The sequence below is a fragment of the Arthrobacter sp. 05T410 genome (assembly GCF_056396505.1).
In genome coordinates, this window is record NZ_JBFTLP010000014.1 from 21,512 (window position 1) to 39,375 (window position 17,864).

Annotated in this window: 15 protein-coding genes and 1 tRNA gene; 5 read left to right on the forward strand and 11 right to left on the reverse strand. The window is 66.4% G+C overall.

The window, feature by feature from the left end:
- Window positions 1-79: 79 nt before the first annotated feature.
- The gene (locus AC1DFR_RS15920) at window positions 80-1,078 is read right to left on the reverse strand and encodes a hypothetical protein (RefSeq protein ID WP_230011606.1); all 999 of its coding nucleotides are present in this window, start codon (window positions 1,076-1,078) and stop codon (window positions 80-82) included.
- Window positions 1,079-1,233: 155 nt separating this feature from the next.
- Here AC1DFR_RS15920 and AC1DFR_RS15925 point away from each other — a divergent pair, with 155 nt between their 5' ends.
- On the forward strand, window positions 1,234-1,779 hold the full coding sequence (locus AC1DFR_RS15925) for a peptidylprolyl isomerase (protein ID WP_026538031.1): 546 nt from the start codon (window positions 1,234-1,236) through the stop codon (window positions 1,777-1,779).
- A gap of 9 nt (window positions 1,780-1,788) precedes the next feature.
- Window positions 1,789-2,658 (forward strand): rhomboid family intramembrane serine protease, encoded by an 870-nt coding sequence (locus AC1DFR_RS15930; RefSeq protein ID WP_028278236.1) that lies wholly within the window; start codon window positions 1,789-1,791, stop codon window positions 2,656-2,658.
- A 1,116-nt stretch (window positions 2,659-3,774) separates the two neighbouring features.
- Here the strand turns inward: AC1DFR_RS15930 and AC1DFR_RS15935 are convergent.
- Both AC1DFR_RS15935 and AC1DFR_RS15940 read right to left on the reverse strand, forming a co-directional pair.
- Complete coding sequence (locus AC1DFR_RS15935; protein WP_476870304.1) at window positions 3,775-4,380, reverse strand: DNA-3-methyladenine glycosylase I; 606 nt, start codon at window positions 4,378-4,380, stop codon at window positions 3,775-3,777.
- A 105-nt stretch (window positions 4,381-4,485) separates the two neighbouring features.
- The gene (locus AC1DFR_RS15940; protein ID WP_028278234.1) at window positions 4,486-4,740 is read right to left on the reverse strand and encodes a cell division protein CrgA; all 255 of its coding nucleotides are present in this window, start codon (window positions 4,738-4,740) and stop codon (window positions 4,486-4,488) included.
- Between the two features lie 177 nt (window positions 4,741-4,917).
- Between AC1DFR_RS15940 and AC1DFR_RS15945 the strand changes: the two genes are divergently transcribed.
- Both AC1DFR_RS15945 and AC1DFR_RS15950 read left to right on the forward strand, forming a co-directional pair.
- A complete protein-coding gene (locus AC1DFR_RS15945; RefSeq protein ID WP_476873854.1) occupies window positions 4,918-5,685 on the forward strand; it encodes a class E sortase in 768 nt (255 codons plus the stop codon).
- Between the two features lie 170 nt (window positions 5,686-5,855).
- Complete coding sequence (locus AC1DFR_RS15950; RefSeq protein ID WP_028278232.1) at window positions 5,856-6,497, forward strand: anthranilate synthase component II; 642 nt, start codon at window positions 5,856-5,858, stop codon at window positions 6,495-6,497.
- Between the two features lie 63 nt (window positions 6,498-6,560).
- Here AC1DFR_RS15950 and pknB read toward each other — a convergent pair whose 3' ends face one another.
- From pknB to AC1DFR_RS15985, 7 genes are read right to left on the reverse strand one after another with little or no spacing between them, the layout of a single operon-like run.
- Complete coding sequence (pknB, locus tag AC1DFR_RS15955) at window positions 6,561-8,534, reverse strand: Stk1 family PASTA domain-containing Ser/Thr kinase (protein WP_476859649.1); 1,974 nt, start codon at window positions 8,532-8,534, stop codon at window positions 6,561-6,563.
- Window positions 8,535-8,540: 6 nt separating this feature from the next.
- Window positions 8,541-10,385, reverse strand: a complete 1,845-nt coding sequence (locus tag AC1DFR_RS15960) for a protein kinase domain-containing protein (RefSeq protein ID WP_476850714.1) — start codon at window positions 10,383-10,385, stop codon at window positions 8,541-8,543.
- Window positions 10,382-11,839: a peptidoglycan D,D-transpeptidase FtsI family protein gene (locus AC1DFR_RS15965; RefSeq protein ID WP_476850715.1), complete on the reverse strand. Its 1,458-nt coding sequence runs from the start codon at window positions 11,837-11,839 to the stop codon at window positions 10,382-10,384. Before AC1DFR_RS15965 ends, AC1DFR_RS15960 begins: the two co-directional genes overlap by 4 nt.
- Window positions 11,836-13,281 (reverse strand): FtsW/RodA/SpoVE family cell cycle protein, encoded by a 1,446-nt coding sequence (locus AC1DFR_RS15970; RefSeq protein WP_476850716.1) that lies wholly within the window; start codon window positions 13,279-13,281, stop codon window positions 11,836-11,838. Before AC1DFR_RS15970 ends, AC1DFR_RS15965 begins: the two co-directional genes overlap by 4 nt.
- Window positions 13,278-15,089: a PP2C family protein-serine/threonine phosphatase gene (locus AC1DFR_RS15975; RefSeq protein ID WP_476873855.1), complete on the reverse strand. Its 1,812-nt coding sequence runs from the start codon at window positions 15,087-15,089 to the stop codon at window positions 13,278-13,280. The genes AC1DFR_RS15970 and AC1DFR_RS15975 overlap by 4 nt, the downstream gene beginning before the upstream one ends.
- A 2-nt stretch (window positions 15,090-15,091) precedes the next feature.
- Window positions 15,092-15,574: an FHA domain-containing protein FhaB/FipA gene (locus AC1DFR_RS15980; RefSeq protein WP_018775647.1), complete on the reverse strand. Its 483-nt coding sequence runs from the start codon at window positions 15,572-15,574 to the stop codon at window positions 15,092-15,094.
- Window positions 15,571-16,320: an FhaA domain-containing protein gene (locus AC1DFR_RS15985; RefSeq protein WP_476870300.1), complete on the reverse strand. Its 750-nt coding sequence runs from the start codon at window positions 16,318-16,320 to the stop codon at window positions 15,571-15,573. Before AC1DFR_RS15985 ends, AC1DFR_RS15980 begins: the two co-directional genes overlap by 4 nt.
- 384 nt (window positions 16,321-16,704) lie before the next feature.
- On the opposite strand from AC1DFR_RS15985, the gene AC1DFR_RS15990 reads away from it, so the two are divergent.
- Window positions 16,705-16,787: transfer RNA gene (locus tag AC1DFR_RS15990), tRNA-Leu, on the forward strand.
- Window positions 16,788-16,983: 196 nt separating this feature from the next.
- Here AC1DFR_RS15990 and AC1DFR_RS15995 read toward each other — a convergent pair.
- Window positions 16,984-17,676, reverse strand: coding sequence for a TetR/AcrR family transcriptional regulator (locus AC1DFR_RS15995; protein WP_476873856.1), 693 nt, complete (start codon window positions 17,674-17,676; stop codon window positions 16,984-16,986).
- Window positions 17,677-17,864 lie beyond the last annotated feature (188 nt).

Consider the following 17,864-nt stretch of genomic DNA (forward strand, 5'->3'; position numbering starts at 1 on the left):
GGGAGAGTGCAGGTCACCTGCCGGCAGCGGGACTGCCCGGCGCAGGGTCTCGACTCAGCCGGCCTGTGCCGGCCAGGTTCTACTTGCCGGGCTTGTCTGCGCCGTTGTTCAGGCTGGCCGCGATGTTGCGTACGGCCGTTTTGGCGTCGGTGGCAACCTTGTCGGCGGCCTCAGCGGCGTTGCCGGCGGCGTCCTTGGCCGTTTCCGTGGCTTTGTCCGCCGCGGTGGCTGCGGAATCGGAAGCCTCCTTGGATGCCTCAGCCGCGGAGTCCGCTGCCGCTACAGTCGCGGAACCGGCCTTGTCGGCGGCGTCCTTCAGCGATTCGCCGGCCGGGGCGGCCGTGGGGGCGGGCTTTACCGGCGTCGGTACCTTCCAGGGGTCCTCCACCGGCCTGGACGCCCGCCAGGCGGCGACACCGGCTGCAACGGCGGCAGCGATGATGCCGAAGATCAGCAGGCCGCGGTGCTTGGGCTTCTGCTGCTTGGCGAGCTTGGCATTAGCCGTCTTGGTGACCTCATTGGCGGCCGCCTTGATGTTCTTGCTGGCGTTCTTGCCTGCCTTTTTGGCGTGTCCCTTGACGGCCTGGGCCTGCGTCTGGACGCCGGTGACAACACCGGAATCAACAAGCTTCTGTGCGACGGCGTCCACGTGGGCCGGGGCGTTTTCCAACGTGCGGTGGACGGCCACGGAAGCCTGCCCGATCTGGTCGGAAAGCCTGGGCAGGTACTCGACAACAACCCGGTCGCGTGCATTGGCGATGACCGGGGCTGCCTTGTCCACAGCTTCGTGCAGGCGCGGGGTCGCGCTGTCCGCGGCATCGTGGATCCTCGGCGCCAGCTGGGCCAGGCCATCCTGAAGGCGGGGAGTGACAGTGGCAACGCCGCCGGCCAGATTGTGGGCCGCCGACTTGAGGCCCTCCTGGATCTTGGGAGAGGCGGTGTCCAGTCCGTGCTGCAGGCGGGGAACAGCCCAGTTCACGGCAGCCTCAACCCGCGGGGCCGCCCAATCCTTGGCGCTGTCTACTCCGGTGCTGACTGACTGCTCCAAGTCACGGGCAATACGATCCGTTTTCTTCACAACTACCTCCCGATTAATGTGACGGTTCTGCTGTTAGCCTACGTGTCTAGGAACGCACCGGCTATTCTTCAGGCCGATTTCCAGTGGATTTCACCCAGCGCGGAACTGACTGTGCGGCCCCATGCGGGCGTAGCCGTCATGGAAGAATGGGCCCTATGACTGCCAACGCAACCGCAAAAGCCACTATCCACACGAGCCTCGGCGACATCGTCGTCAACCTCTTTGGCAACCACGCGCCGAAGACCGTCGACAACTTCGTCGGGCTGGCCACCGGTGAGAAGGCCTGGACCCACCCGGAAACGGGCGAGGACAAGACCGGCACGCCGCTCTACAACGGCACCATCTTCCACCGCATCATCAAGGACTTCATGATCCAGGCCGGCGATCCCCTGGGCCGCGGCACCGGTGGACCGGGCTACAAGTTCGACGATGAGATCCACCCGGAACTGACTTTCAACGAGCCGTACAAGCTGGCCATGGCCAACGCCGGCGTCCAGATGGGCCGCGGCACCAACGGCTCGCAGTTCTTCATCACCACCATCCCCACCGGCTGGCTGCAGGGCAAGCACAGCATCTTCGGTGAGGTCGCCGACGACGAATCCAAGAAGGTCGTCGACGCGATCGAAGGCGTCCGCACCGGCATGGGCGACCGCCCCGTCGAGGATGTCACCATTAACAGCATTGACATCGAAAAGCTCTAACCCACCACCATGAGCTACGGAATTCCGGCGGCAGAGCCGTCCGCAGAGGTCCCGGTATGCCCCAGGCACCCGGACCGGCCCGCCTATGTGCGTTGCCAGCGGTGCGGGCGCCCTGCGTGCCCCGACTGCCAGCGGGCGGCCGCCGTCGGATTCCAATGCGTTGACTGTGTCAACGAAACCAAGCGCACGACGCCGGCCGTCAGGACCGTCTACGGCGGCGCTGTGACCGCCGGCAAACCCGTGGTCACTTACGTGATCATCGCGCTGTGTGCCCTTGTCTATGCGCTGCAGTGGATAGTCCCCAACGACGGGATTTACCAGCAACTGGCCTACGCTCCCGCCCTGACCGGCGTTGAACCGTGGCGGATGCTCACCTCGGCGTTCCTGCACTCGCAGGGATTCCTGCTCCACATCGTCCTGAACATGTACACGCTGTGGATATTCGGCCAGATCCTTGAGCCGCTGCTGGGCCACGCCCGCTTCCTGGCCATCTACCTGCTCTCGGCCGTCGGAGGCTCCGTCGGCTTCCTCCTGCTGACCCCGGTGTATCCGGTGAACGGCCCGGTGGGCCTCGTCGGCGCCTCCGGCGCCATCTTCGGCCTGTTTGGCGCCCTGCTGGTGGTCCAGCGCCAGCGCGGCGGCGAAGTCCGCCAGCTCCTGGTCCTGATTGCCATCAACGGCGTCATCGGCTTCATGGTCCCGCAGATCGCCTGGCAGGCCCATCTTGGCGGCCTCGTCACCGGCGCCCTGAGCGCCGCCGTGATTGCCTACACCCCCCGCGGCCCGCGGCAGACCCTGCTGCAGGCCATCGGCCTCGCGGTGGTCCTGGCCCTGGTGATCGCCGTGTCCGTCGTGCGGATGGCCGGCGCCGGCGCTTAGCCCGCTCCTGCCGAAGTCCCCGGCCGCAATCGGCCGTAACCGGCCGGAATTGAACGCCCGGCCCCTTCACTCTTTTCCAGTGTTTCCCTCGCTGGTGTTCCTTGGCTGTTCCCTCCGCTTTGTGGATCTTTCCCCCTGTACACCCGGGCCGCGCCCCGAACCTGAAATCACAGGTGCGGATCCGAGAGTTTTCCACAGCGGTTATCCACATTGTTAATAACTTACAAGCGTGTAGTTCACTGTGACGACCCGGTTCTGACCGCCCGGGCTGGCGATTATCCAGCTTGCAGGCGTTGCTGCCGACCCGATCTCCACACCTGTGGATAACTTCTGTGGGTTGCCCTGTGAGTAAGTGGACAACTTTGCCCGCCCAGGCCCTGTTGCCTGGCGCTGGGCGGCACCAGCCCTGTTCCGGCCCTGCGCCGCTGGCACTCCAGGGAGTACTCCACAGAACGGTGCCACGGGCACGCCAGGGACCGGTGCCTCAGGACCTCCAGGCGGCGCCGCGTCTCCCCGACGTTCTCCCAGCACTGTCGCCCCCACAGGGCCCGCGCGCGGCGGCGGCAGGTCGCGACGGGCCGTGGGACGGCCGCGGTGTGTGTTTCAACAGGGTTATTCACAGTGTTAATAACTTGATGGTCTGAGCATCCGCGGGATTTAACCCGGCTCATGGCCCGGCAGAGGGGGTTGCGGCTCCGATGCGCCGGCTGTTATCCCCAGCTGTGGATAACTTGTGGGTAGTGAGCTGTTATTAAGTGGATAACTCGCCCGGTGCAGCTGTGGTCGGGACGGGCCACAACGGCGGGCGGCCGGCCTGCCCCGAGGCGGCCCCGAGGCTGCCGTGAGCCGGCCGTGCGGCGGGACCGCGGTGCCATCCGCGGCCTGTTGCCGGGATCGGGGAACTTGTCCACAGGAAATCCACACTGTTAATAACTTACAGCCGTGTAATTCAGGACCGTCCGGGGATCTCAACAGTGGCTTTGCGCCCCGCTGTGGCCTCGGAACCCGGCTGAACCGCATGAAGACCCGGAAACTTATGAACAGTGTGGATAAGTTTCCCCAGACTTGTGCACAGCTGTGGATAATGAGGCGGGACCTCGCCGGGTCGCCGCCGGGTCAATGTGGCCAGACGCCCGATGACCCGCGCCGGTGGCTGTCCAGCAGATGGGTGTCCACCATTCCGATGGCCTCCATGAGCGCGAACATCGTGGTGGGCCCCACGAAGGCGAAGCCCTTCTTGCGCAGCGCCTTGGAGAGCGCGACGGACTCGGCCGAGGTGGTGGGGACCTCATCCAGGGAGTTCGGCCGGGGTGTGGCGGGCGGCTGGAACGCCCATACGAAGTCAGCCAGGCCGCCGTCGTCCCTCAACGCCAGAGTAGCGCGGGCATTGGTGATGGTTGCCTGGATCTTCAGCCGGTTCCGGACGATCCCGGCATCGAGCATGAGCCGCTCCACATCGGCGTCCGTGAAGCGCGCCACCAGTTCCGGGTCGAACTCCTTGAACGCCGCGCGGAAAGCGGGCCGCTTGCGCAGGATCGTCGCCCATGAAAGCCCCGCCTGGAATCCCTCGAGGCTGATGCGTTCGTAGAGGCCCTGTTCGTCCCGGACGGGCATGCCCCATTCGGAGTCGTAATACTCGCGCAGCATGGGATCCACGGCGGCCCACGCCGGCCGCGCCAGTCCGTCGTCGCCAATGGTCGAGCCGTTTACTGCCGGGGTCATCTGGATTCCTTCGCTGGGCCGGGACTAGTGCTGTGGGTTAACGGCGACGGGCCGGCACACTGTGTGTACCGGCCCGTCAGGGATCTGCGCCGCGCGGGCCTGGTGTCAGGAACGCCAGCGTGTGGTCATCAGGAAGCCGATGATCGCGATTCCGAAGCCGGCGACGATGTTCAACGAGCCCCAAGCCTGAACCGGGAAGGCGCCCTCTGTGATGTAGAACGTGATGATCCACAGCAGGCCAATGATCATCAGGCCAAACATGACGGGCTTGAACCAGACCGGATTGGGCTTGTAGGCCTCCGCGGCAGAAGTCTGCGGGGCCACACGGGCAGTCCTTTTACGCGGCTTCGACTCGGGCACTGATCCTCCTTGGCGGGCTGGAACAAGAGCGGCCAACGTGGCTTGGTATCCTGCAGGAAGCGAGCCCCCGCCGGCCAACGTGCTCTTGGTCGAGCTTGAATTCTTGTGTCGCACAATTCTAGCTGTAGTTCCGGCCACGCCGGGGACCCGCGCAACCGTCCTGGAGGAGAACCCGCAGTGCTGGAGTTGGAGCAGGAATCCGGCCGGACGGCGCGCAGCCGCCGCGGGCTGCTCCTGCGCACCATCCACGTCGCGGGCGAGCTGCTCCTGACCGTGGGCGTCATTGTCTTGCTCTTTGTGGCCTGGCAGTTGTGGTGGACGAATGTGGCCTCCGACGCCCGGCAGCGCGAGGCGGTGCACGACTTCGCCCGCGGGATTGGAACAGCCGCTCCCGCAGCGCCGCCTCTGCCGTCGGCTGTTGCCCCGGATCCCGCCGACGCGCCCGAACCGGCCGAGGGCGCGACCATCGGCATCCTGTATGTTCCCCGTTTCGGCGCCGGATACACGCGTCCAATCGTTCAGGGAACCACTCCGGCGGTGTTGGACACTCTGGGCATCGGGCACTATCAGGGCACGGCCATGCCAGGGGCTGCGGGAAACTTCGCCCTGGCAGGGCACCGGCAGACCCACGGCGCCGTCCTGGACCATATCGACGCCCTGGTGCCCGGGGACCGGATCTACGTCCAGACCCGTGAGGGCTACTATGTCTACGTGTTCCGGAACAGCCAGACAGTCCTCCCCTCGCGGACCGATGTGCTGTTGCCGGTGCCGATGCGGCCGGGCGCCGCGCCGACAGAGAGCTACCTGACCATGACGAGCTGCAACCCGCGGTTTGGCTCCGAGGAACGCTTTGTGGCCTACGCCCTGCTGGAGCGGTGGCAGTCCCTTTCGGCTGGACCGCCGGCTGAAATTTCCCGGGCGGCCCGCGCGGCCGGGGAAGGCTGACGAATGTATGGCTGGCTTTTCCGCCGCCTTCCCGGGCCCTTGTGGCTCAGGATTGCGACCGCGCTGGTGCTGGCGGCCGGAGCACTGGTATTGATGGTTCAGTTCCTTTTTCCCTGGCTGGCGCAATTCACCCAGTTAACAGATTCAACGATTGGTTCGGCAAGGCACCCATGAGCACAACGAAGATCCTGGTCGTAGACAACTACGACAGCTTTGTCTACACCCTGGTCGGCTATCTCCAGGAGCTCGGTGCGGAGACCACCGTAGTCCGCAACGACGACGTCACGCTCGCCGAGGCGATCGAAATGGCCGAGGCGCGGGACGGGGTCCTTATCTCTCCCGGTCCGGGGAATCCAGCCGGGGCCGGCGTCTGCATTGAGCTGATCAAGTGGTGCGGCAGCCACGACAAGCCCATGCTGGGTGTCTGCCTGGGGCACCAGGCGCTGGCGGAGGCCTACGGCGGAACCGTGACGCACGCTCCCGAACTGATGCACGGCAAGACTTCCCTCGTCGAACACCATGGAACCAGCGTCTTTGCGGGGCTCCCGTCGCCCCTCACGGCCACCCGCTACCATTCGCTGGCCGCTGTCCGCGAGAGCATCCCGGAGGTCCTGGAGATCACCGCGGAAACGGGCACCGGTGTGGTGATGGGCCTGCAGCACCGCACCGCCCCGCTGTGCGGCGTCCAGTTCCACCCGGAATCCGTCCTGACCGAAGGCGGCTACCAGATGCTCGGCAACTGGCTGGAGTCACTGGGCATGGCGGGCGCTGCCGAACGGGCAGCGGACCTGAGCCCGCTCATCAAACACTGACCCGGCAGGCACTGAAAGCGCGGGCGCGGCGGTAGCCGGCACCTTAGGTTTTTCCCGACCGGGTTAGGGGAACAGTCCGCCCAGGGCCGCGTCCTCTTTGGACGCGCTCTTGGTCGGCGTCGGTGTGGGCGACGGCGGGGGCGGCGGCGGCGCCGGTGCCTTCGCCACGGTCACGGTAATGGTCTTGCCCTGTTCGACGAGCGAATCCGCGGCATCGGCCTGGCCTGTCACCTTGCCCGGAGCCACCTGGGAGTTCTCCACCTCGGTGGCCTTGAGCACCAGGCCCTGTTCCTTCAGTTTCGCCTCCGCCTCCGCCAGCGGCAGCCCGATCAGCTGCGGCACAGCCACCTTGCCGGTGGAGACGACGATTTCGACCGCGTCCGCCACGGCCACAATCTGGCCGGGGGCCGGGTTGGTGGTGATGACAATGCCGACCGGAACCGTGGGGTTGTTGGACATCTTGGTGGTGAGGGCGCCAGTCAGCCCCGTTTGGTGGAGAAGATCGCGGGCTGCCGCCTCGGTCCGGCCGGGCAGATCCGTCGGAATGGTGATCGCGCTGGGGCCCTCGGAGATGTTGAGGATGATGTCCGAGTTGGCGTCCATGGAACTCCCCGACGTCGGCACGGTGCCAATCGCGGTGCCTTTGGGAATGCTCTCGTGCTGCAGCCGTTGGAGCTGTGGCTTGAAACCTGCGTTGTACAGCCTTTGCAGGGCCTCTGATTCCGTCAGGGACGTCACCGTGGGAACCAGTACCTTGGTTGCCTGCGGCGGGGCCTGATTCATGAGGTTGTACAGCCACAGGCCGCCGCCGGCCAGCACCAGCAGTGTGAGGACCACGAGCGTCGCGATCCAGGTGCGGCGGCGCGTCTTCTGGCGCGGGGTGTGCTCGCGTTCGACCGGCAGTGCCAGTGGCAGGCTGCCGGTGTCCGCAATGCCATAGAGTTCGGTGCCAGCCGGCTGCAGCACTTCCTCGTCGTCGGGTATTTCTTCGGCGGGCCGCAGCCGGCCGCCGGGGGAATCGTCGAGGAACTTGGCGCCGGTCAGGGAGAAAGCTGCCGTGGGCGCCAGGGGGTCGTGCCGGGGAACCTCGTTGGTGGGGTCGGTGGGGGCCTCGCTGGCGGACGGCGCCGTCACCGGAACGCCGCTGCGCGCGGCCCGCAGGGCGCGGCGGAAGGCGGCGGCGTCCTGGAAACGGTCGGCGCGGTTCTTCTGCAGGGCCTTCATCAACACGCTGTCCAGCGCGGCGGAGACTTCGGGATTGAGGCTGCTGGCGGGCTCGGGGATCTCGCGAACGTGCTGGTAGGCCACGGAGACGGGGCTGTCGCCGATGAAGGGCGGCCGGCCGGTCAGCATCTCGTAGAGAAGGCATCCGGCGGAGTACAGGTCGCTGCGCGCGTCGACGGCTTCGCCCCGCGCCTGTTCCGGGGACAGGTACTGCGCCGTGCCGACGACGGCCTGCGTCTGTGTCATGGTGGCGGACGAATCCGCAATGGCGCGGGCGATTCCGAAGTCCATGACCTTGACGCTGTTTGAATCGGGGCAAAACATCACGTTGGCGGGCTTGATGTCGCGGTGCACGATCCCGGCCTTGTGGCTGTAATCGAGCGCGGACAGCACGCCCAGGGTGAAGTCGATCGCCTGGTCGATGGTGACGTCCTTGGCCCGCACCATGTCGCGGATGGTCTTGCCGGAAACGAACTCCATCACGATGTAGGGCACCCGGACGCTGTCGTCGTGGTCACCGGGGACCGCGTGGTCCCCGGTGTCGAAGACAGCCACGATCGAGGGGTGGTTGAGTGCCGCGACAGCCTGGGCCTCGCGCTTGAAGCGGGCCTGGAACTGCGGATCCCGGGCCAGGTCCGGGCGCAGCAGCTTGACGGCCACGGTACGTCCCAGCCGGGTATCGAGGCCGCGGAAAACATCCGCCATGCCGCCACGGCCGATCAGCTCACCCAGCTCATAGCGCCCGCTGAGGACGCGCTGCGTGTTCGCCGGGCGTTCCTCCCTGTGCGACGGAGTGCGGGGTGTATTGCTCATGATCGTTTAGGGTCCGGACTTGGTAGCTGAAGGTGAAGGGGATGCGGCCGTGGCCTTGGCGAGGTGGTAGGTCACGACGCTTCCCGCGGTCACTTTGGACCCGGAAGGAGGCTGCGAGCTCACGAAAGTGCCCGGATCTTCCTTCTTGTTTGTGGGACTGACGTCGGCTCCCTTGGCCCAGCGCAGCCCGGCGTCCTGGATTGCCTGCTGGACTTCAGCCTCGCTGGCGCCCGCCTTGATGGACGGGACGTCGACCATTTCCGGGCCCTTGGAGTAGCTGACCGTGATGGTGGTGCCGGGCTGGACCGCACCGGAGGGATCGATGTTGGTGACGGTGCCTGGCGTCGCGTCGTTGACGACCTCGACACCGGTGACTTGCAGCCCCTTGCCGATCAGCTCATTGCGGACATCGTTGTACGGCCGCCCGAGGTAGGCGTCCGGGATCAGGTTGACCGCGGCCGGGGTGGATTCGGTGGGTGTCGCGGAGCTGGGCGTGGGGGTGGGGGTCTCGGTCGGGGAAGCCGAGGACGCCGACGGCGTGGCACTGCTCGGTTTCGCGATGCTGGACGTGGCACTGCTCGTGGCCGGACCCTGCGAGGGGAAGAGGCTGCCGGCCTGGCTCAGGACCACACCGACCAGGGCGAACACCACCAGCAGGATCAGCGCAATCAGCGGCCACGTCCACGGGCTGCGTCCGCGGCGCTTCGGCTCCTCCTCCGGCTCGTCGTAGTCTTCTTCCTCCTCTTCCTGCACCCAGCTTCGCTCGGCCGCCAGGGCATCGGCGCGGTTGAGAGCGTTGCGGGCGCCGTAGCCGCTGGCTGCGGCAGCGCCTGCTGCCAGGCCCGCGGCTGCACCTGCACCGGCGGCGCCCACTACGGGCAGCGCGGACGTCGCCGACGTCGACTTGTCCTCTGCGGCGCTGGAGCCAATGACGCTGGTGGCCGCTGTGGGGACGTCGACGGGGGCCGTGATGGGCCCGGTGGCTGCCTCGAAAAGCAGCATGCCCGGTACGGCTGCGTGTGCGGCGGCGATATCACCGTTGCGGATGGCCTCGGCCGCCTCGGACAGCTTGATGGCGTCGGCCGGGCGGTTCTTCGGATCCTTGGCCAGCATGGACATCAGCAGGGCGCGGACGGGTCTGGGCAGTGTGTCCGGCAGGGGCGGAGGCGCATCGTTGACCTGGGCCAGCGCGATGGCGATCTGGGATTCCCCGGAGAACGGCCGGTGGCCCGTGAGGCACTCGTAGCCGATGACGCCGAGGGAGTAGATGTCCGAGGCTCCGGTGGCAGTCTGCCCCGTGGCCTGTTCGGGCGCCAGGTACTGGGCGGTGCCCATCACCTGGCCGGTCTGGGTCAGCGGAACCTGGTCGGCCAGGCGCGCGATGCCGAAGTCGGTGACCTTGACGCGGCCGTCGGGGGTGATGAGCAGGTTCCCCGGCTTGATGTCGCGGTGCACGAGGCCCTGGGCGTGGGCGACTGCCAGGGCCCGCGCCGTCTGGGCGATCATCGAAAGGGTGCGGTCCGGGGAAAGCACTTGTTCGTGCTCGATGATGCTGCTCAGCGGCTGGCCCGGAACCAGTTCCATGACCAGGTAGGCGGAACCCTCTTCCTCGCCGTAATCGAAGACGTTGGCGATGCCCACGTGGTTCAGCAGGGCGGTATGGCGTGCCTCGGCGCGGAAGCGCTGCAGGAAACCGGGGTCGCCCGTGTATTCCTCCTTGAGCACCTTGATGGCGACGATGCGGCCAAGGATCAGGTCTTTGGCTTTCCAGACTTCTCCCATGCCGCCGATCGCAATGCGCGTGGTCAGCTGGAATCTGCCGCCGAGGGTGATTCCCGAAGTAGGCCTCACTTATTCAACACCGCCTCAAAAATCTTCTTCGCGTTCGGACTGGTTAGGTTTGCGCCAGTGGTGATGTCTACGCCTTCCATGACGATGGTGACGGCCACTTGCGGGTCATTTGCCGGGGCAAACCCGGTAAACCAAGAATTGTTCAGGCCGTTGCCGAGTTCCGCGGTACCGGTCTTGCCGGCCACCTGGACACCGGGCACGGCCGCACGGTGTGCGATGCCGTCGTCGACAACGCTGACCATCCACTCGTTGATCTGCCGTGCGATCTCCGGAGTCGTGGCGGTGCGCAGGGCCTGGGGTTTCGGTTCGTTGATCGTCCGCAGGTCGGGGGCGCGTACGGCCTTGATCAGGTTCGGCTGCATCTGCACTCCGTCGTTGGCGATCGCCGCTGTCATGGTGTTGATCTGCAGCGGCGTGGCGCGGACGTCGCGCTGGCCGATCGAGGACTGCGCCAGCCCGGCGTCGTCCAGCGGTTCGGTCGGGAAGAAGCTTGGGGCACTGTCGAGCTTGAGCTGGTCGCCGAAGTCCTGGCCGAAGCCGAATTTCTCCGCCTCGTCCGCGATGGCTTTCTGCTTCAGGTCCAGGGCGATGCTGGCGAACGGTGTGTTGCAGGACTGCTGCAGGGCAAACGCGAACGACGCCGTCGTGCGCGTGTAGCAGTTGCCGCCCGCGTAGTTGGGCAGCTTGTAGTCGATGCCGGGGAAGGACATCTCGGCCGGGTTGGGCAGGTCGCTGTCCTTGTTGTACTTGCCCGATTTCAGCGCCGCAGAGGTGTCTATGAGCTTGAACACCGATCCCGGTGCCAGCAGCTCGCCCGTGGGTCCAGAGACGTTCTGGTTCAGGTTGATCCCGGGGACCTGGTTCAGCTCGGTGTAGTTGGCCTGTTCGGCGGCAGCGTCCTGGGTGGCAATCAGGTTGGGGTCATAGGACGGTTTGGACACCATGGCCAGGACCGCGCCGGTCTTCGGGTTGGTGACCACGATGTGCCCGCGAATGCCGTCCGGGATGAGGTCGTACGCCAGCTTCTGGAGCTTGGGGTCCAGGGTCAGCTCCACGGACGCGCCCTTGGGCTGGTTGCCGAGGAACAACTGGCCCACCCGGTCCAGGAACTGCTGGTCCGAGCTGCCGGCCAGGACATCGTTCATGGACTTCTCGAGTCCGGTGAGGCCGTAGTTCTTGGAGAAGTAGCCGGTGACGCCCGCGTAGAGCTCGGGCTGGGAGTAGGTCCGCTGGAATTTGCAGCTTTCCGTGGCGGGCACGGACTCTGCCACCGGGGTGCCGCCGACAATGATCGCACCGCGGTCGTTGCAGTAGTTCTGCAGGATGGCGCGCCTGTTCCAGGCGTTGGCCTTAAGCTCGTCGGCGCCAACCACCTGCACATAGCTGAGCGCGCCGAAGATCAGCACGAACATCGCGATGGCGGCAATCCATGAATTGCGGATGGCCTGGTTCACAGCTGTTTCACCGCCTCGGTGGGTGCGTCGGGACTGTTACGGGGATCCGGCGCCGGTTTGGCAGGCAGCACGGGGAAGTTCTTGCGCGCACCGGGTTCCTGGCCGGGCGGCAACGGCGTTGTATCCACCGGGCCGCGCGCAGAGTGCGAAATCATGAGCAGCAGACCCACAATGATCCAGTTCGCCAGGAGCGAGGACCCGCCGGCGGCGAGGAACGGCGTCGTAAGTCCGGTCAGGGGGATCAGGCGCGTCACGCCGCCGATCACCACAAAGCACTGCAGCGCGATCGCGAAGGAGAGCCCGGTGGCGAGCAGTTTGCCGAACGCGTCACGGGTGCCCAGCGCGGCACGGAAGCCCCGGGTGAACAGCAGCAGGTACATCAGGACGATCGCGAAGACGCCGATCAGGCCCAGTTCCTCACCAAAGGAGGCGATGATCATGTCGCTGTTGGCGAAGGGGACGAGGTTGGGCCGGCCCTGGCCGAGGCCGGTGCCGACCAGGCCGCCGTTGGCCATGCCGAACAGGCCCTCGACAATTTGGAGGCTGCCGCCGAACTGCCGGCCGTAGACCTCATCGGTGAACGCGTTGAGCCAGCCGTCGATCCGCAGGGCCACGTGCGAGAACACGCGGGCAGCGACGACGCCGCCGACGGCAATCAGCACGAGGCCGATGATCACCCAGCTGATGCGGCTCGTGGCGACGTAGATCATGACGAGGAACAGGCCGAAGAACAGGATCGAGGATCCCAGGTCACGCTGGAAGACCAGCACGCCGATGCTCACGAGCCAGGCGGTGATCATGGGGCCCATGTCCTTGAACCGCGGGAACTGCACCGGGCCGATCTTGCGGCCCGCCAGCAGGATGAGGTCCCGGTTCGACGACAGATAGCCGGCAAAGAAGATGGCCAGCGTGATCTTGGCGATTTCACCCGGCTGGAAGGTCATGGAACCGATCTTGATCCAGACGCTGGCACCCAGGACCTCTCCGGCGGAGACGCCGGGAACCAGCGGCAGGATGAGGAGCACGGCGCTGATGGCCAGGGAGATATAGGTGAAGCGGCGCAGGATCCGGTGGTCCTTGAGGAACCAAATGACCGCGATCGCGACCGCCATGGCCACCAGGGTCCAGCGCAGCTGGTTGTTGCCGGTGTCTTCGCCCACCCTGTCCAGCCGGTGGATCATGGCCAGGCCCAGCCCGTTAAGGGCGACCACGAGCGGAAGTATTACCGGGTCGGCATATTTTGCGCGGAGCCGCAGCACCACATGGAAGGCGAGGGCGGCCAACGCCAGGAGTCCGGACTGGAACCAGAAGTCGGTGTCAAACGCTTTTTGCCGGTCCACGCCCACGAGTGCCTGGGCACCAATCCCTACGGCGAGGGCGAGGACCAGGAGGACAAGCTCCACGTTTCGTCGTGGCCTGGGCACGGGGTCGATGGGTGTCATTTGGCCCCCTCGCAATTCGTAGTCGGGGTGGCGGATGGCGACGGCTTGGCCGCTCCAGGGGAGGCTGTGGCACTTGGCGACGCCGTGGAGCCCGGCTTGGCCGTGGTGCCGGGGGAGGGGGTGGCACCGGCGGCCGTCGCTGCGGGGGACGGGGTGAGGCATTCATCGGCCGGGGCGGTCGTGCCGGTGCGTTCCAGGTTTTTGACGATCCGCTGCGCGTCGTAGAGGTCGCGGGCGGGCACAGTCTGGCGCACCCGCTGCTGCGAAAATTCGGGAAGGTCGGACATCTTGATATCGGTTACCGCTTCGAGAGTGGAAAGCTGGATAGGTCCGAGACGCTGGGAGACGCCGTTGAAGATGGCCACATGCTGATCGTGTTCGCCGATGTAGTAGCGCGTCTGGGTCCAGGCGTAGCCAAGCCAGAGTCCGACGGCCAGCAGCGCGACGATCGCGGCGGCAATGGATACGGTAAGCCACCGGCGCGGCCGTCCGGCGGGCCTGAAGTCGTCTGCCTCCTCGCGGTCCTGTTCGGACTTGTGCGTGAGGACCGTGGCCGCGCGCCGGGCCACGGTGCGTCCGGCGATGGAAGGAATGGACCCTGATTCCGCTGCTGCGGCGGCGGCCCCGACAAGTTCGTGCGGGCGCATGGAGAGTTCTTCCCGCAGGACTTCGGCCGAGAGGTGTTCGCCCAGATGCGGGTCGGTGGTGGTCTCGGGTTCCTTGCCCTCGGCGGCCTTCTGTGTGGCGGCGGCCGGCGATGTGCCGTCGGCCGGGGACCCTGCGGCCGGTTCGGCCGGCGGCCCCGAGGCTCCTGCCGCGGCGGCCAGCGCGGCGGGCCCGGTGTCCTGGGCGGAGTTGTCCTTCTTTACGGACTCGTTTACGGACTCGCCGGGGGTTTTCGCGGCACCAACGGTGCTCCCGGCCAGGGGCCCGGCCAGGGGTCCGGCCGGGGCGGCGGGCGCTGACGTCCCGGCGGCCGCTGCGGGCGCGGGCACGACGTCGACGGCGGCGGTCCGGACGTCATCGCGTGTCGGCTCGGCGATGTCGAGTACCACCACGGTCACGTTGTCCGGGGCGCCGGCCTCCAGCGTGAGTTCAACCAGCAGTTCGGCGCATTCGCCCAGGTCCTTCGTCTCCCGGACGGTGCGCTCCACGACGTGGCCGGCCACATAGTTCAGGCCGTCCGAGCAGAGCAGCCATCGTTCCCCGGCCTGGACTGCCAGTGTGTCAAGATCAAGCTCCGGGCTGGCATCGACGTCGCCCAGCACGCGCATGAGGACGTTCTTGTGCGGATGCGTTTCGGCCTCTTCGGGGCGGAGCCTGCCCTCATCGATGAGCCGCTGGACAAAGGTGTGGTCGACACTGACCTGTTCGAACTCGCCGTCGCGCAGCCGGTAGGCCCGGGAGTCGCCGATGTGGGCGAAGTGGAGCTTTCCTTCGGCGAGGAGCAGGGCCGTGACCGTGGTGCCCATCCCGGCGAGCTTGGGATTCATGTGCACCAGTTCGGACAGCAGGGAGTTGGCCGTCTGGATTTCGTCGGCGAGGACGGTCCCGGCGTCGCCGTCGTAGTCGTCATGGTCCAGGTGGATCATGTCCAGGACGGTCGCGGCGGAGGCGACGTCGCCGCCGGCATGGCCACCCATGCCGTCGGCAACGACGGCGAGGTGCCGGCCGACGTAGGCGGAGTCGTCATTCTTGGCGCGTATGCGGCCGACGTCTGACCGCGCGGCGTAGCGCATGATGAGCGGCCGCTTCGGGGCAGTTGGCTTGCCTTCGGCCCTGTCTGCGGGAAATTCCGGGGCAGCCACGGCTACGGCCTCAATTCGATGACCGTCTTGCCGATTCTCACGGGGACGCCCAGCTCCACCGGGAGGGCCCGGGTCAGCTGCTGGTCTGCCAGATATGTGCCATTAGTGGAGCCGAGGTCCTCGATGAACCAGCGGCTGCCCTGCGGGAACAGGCGGGCATGGCGGCCCGAGGCGTAGTCGTCCTCCAGGACCAGGGTGGCTTCCTGTGCCCGGCCAAGGAGGATCGGGCTCGCCGCGAGGGCGATGGTGGTGCCCTTCAACGGTCCCTCGGTCACGATCAGCTGGCGGGCCTGCTGTTTGACGGGGGCGGGCGGCGGTTCAGCAAGGGAAGGATTCTTGCGCACCTGGCGTGCCGTGGGGGCACCGGCCGCCGCCTTGCGGCCGATCATCAGGTCGCGGCGCATGGCCGAGACAATGCTGAAGATCAGCACCCACAGGAGGATGAGGAACCCGAAACGCAGGGCCGTGATGGTCAATTCGCTCATGCGTGGCCGCCTGGGTGGGCGGGCAGTAGGCGGAAGATGATTTTGGTTCGTCCCATCATGATCGTGGCGCCGTCAGCAAGATCCGAACTGCCCACGATCTTTTGGCCGTTGACGTAGCTGCCGTTCGTGGAGCCGAGATCGATCGCCTGGGCCGTACCAGGCCCAGTCCGGATTTCCAGGTGGCGGCGCGAAACGCCGGTGTCGTCAATAAGGATGTCTGCTTCGGAGGACCGTCCGAGGACGATTGAGGGCGCGTTCAGCGAATAGCGCTGGCCGTCGATGTCCAGTACAGGCTGAAGCTGTGTCGGCTGGCGTGTCGGAGCCGCGGGTACGTTGCCGTGAATACCCGGCTGCGCCGGGACGGAAGGGGCGGAGGCTTTCTCGGTCCGCGAGGTGATGTCGAAATTCCCGGCGCGGTGCTCCTCATCGCGGCGGAAACTGATCCGGACCGGGCCCTGGAGGGTGTAGCCCTGGCTGCGGACATGGTTGATGACGACGTCGCACAGTTCCTCCGCGAGCGGTGTGCCCCATTCCTGGGCGCGCTGGAAGTCCTCGCTGCTGAGGAGTACGTCAAAAACGTTAGGGGCCAGGGTGCGTCCCGCGGCGATCGTGATGGCCTTGTTGTCCACCTCGGTGCGGAGGCGGCTCGCGATCTCGACAGGCTCAACCTGGGCGCGGGAACCGGTGGAGAAGACTCCGCGGACGGCCTTTTCGATGCCGCGCTCGACTTTGTCCAGCAATCCCATGGTCCTTCTCCTTTCCTGTTGGCTGCGGGGCAGCGTTCGTTCCGGAACTCGGTTTCCAACTTTTGCGAGCCCGCGCTCAGCGGACACTCCTACATCAGATACTACTGGGCGTGTCTGGGAATGGCCTCAACGGACGCCGCCGGGGCGACGTCAAAATGAGTGCCCGCCGCGCCCTGACGTGCGCGGACACCGCCGCCGGGACTGCCGCGGCGGGTCCCCGCGTGACGCCCGGCCGCGGGGCAAGCGTGGCCGGCAAACGACCCCATTCAGGGGGCTCTGGGGCTCGATTGGTGTTTTCCGGCAATTGTCCGTTATGCTTGATCTCGCTGCTTTTACGAGGTTGGCGGTCCGGGAAACCGGCCCTATCCGAGTGGAAGAAGTTGCGCGCGAGTGGCGGAACGGCAGACGCGCTGGCTTCAGGTGCCAGTGTCCGAAAGGGCGTGGGGGTTCAAATCCCCCCTCGCGCACGCAATCGAAAGAACCCCGGTCTTGGACCGGGGTTCTTTTGTTTAACCCGCACGGGGGCAGCCGGCGTCGGGGTTTCCCGGTTTCCCCACATTCGAAGGCTTGGCCCGGCGTGTTGCGCCGACCCGCCGGTGTGGGGCGGCGCCGGTCCGTCAAAAGTGGGGAAACTCCGCAGCAGCGGACCACGCGGCAAGACCGCTAGGCTGCCCGCAGCGCCCCGAGCCCGGCGAGGAGTGCCTCGAGTCCCAGCTTGAAGGCGACGTCGGCCGGTTTCTCATGGCCTTCCTCGGCCAGGCGCTGGACGGCGGCGGTGAAATGCGGTGTCGACGCGGCCATGGTGCCGGAATCGAAGATGTCCGCGGGTGCGGTGACGTCGTAGGCGGAGCCAAAGATGAACGATTCGATCGCGACAATGGCCGGGACAATGCGCTTCTGCGGAAAGCCTGCGCGGCTGAAACCGGCACTGACGGCCTCATACATGGCCAGTGTCTTGGGCGCGTCGGTCACGGGCAGTACGGCAATGACGGGAATCAGCGGGGTGTGCTTGGAAAATACATCGCGGTAGCTCCAGGCCCAATCCCTCACGGCCTGTTCCCAGTCCCCGGCCTCGAAGGCGGTGACGTCCACGAACGAGGTCAGGTGGTCCTGGACGAGGACCAGCACGTCCCGTTTGGACGAGACATGGTTGTACAGCGCCGAGGGAGCCACGTTGAGGGTCCTCGCCAGGGCAGCCATGGTGAACCCGTCGTAGCCGCTCTTGCCAATCAGCTGCAGGGCCGCCACGGTGATGCCGTTCTGGTCCAGCACTGCCGCGGCGGGCCGTCCCGCGCGGCGGCGGGGCCTGGCTGCGGGGCCGTGCGGATCGGCGGGGGCGCTGGTTGCTGCCGTCATTCCGGGCCTTTCTTCTCTGCTTGGCTTCTCAGTTTGGCTGGCGGGTTCGGGGTGAGCCCGTTCTGCCCCTACTTTACGGGCGAAATTCATTAGGCGGAGGGTCTTCCCCGAAGCGTGTGGAAGGTCTATCATTCTAAATGAACGCCATTCATTTTGTGGTCCGCATCACTCTAGCGGCCACGGGGAGG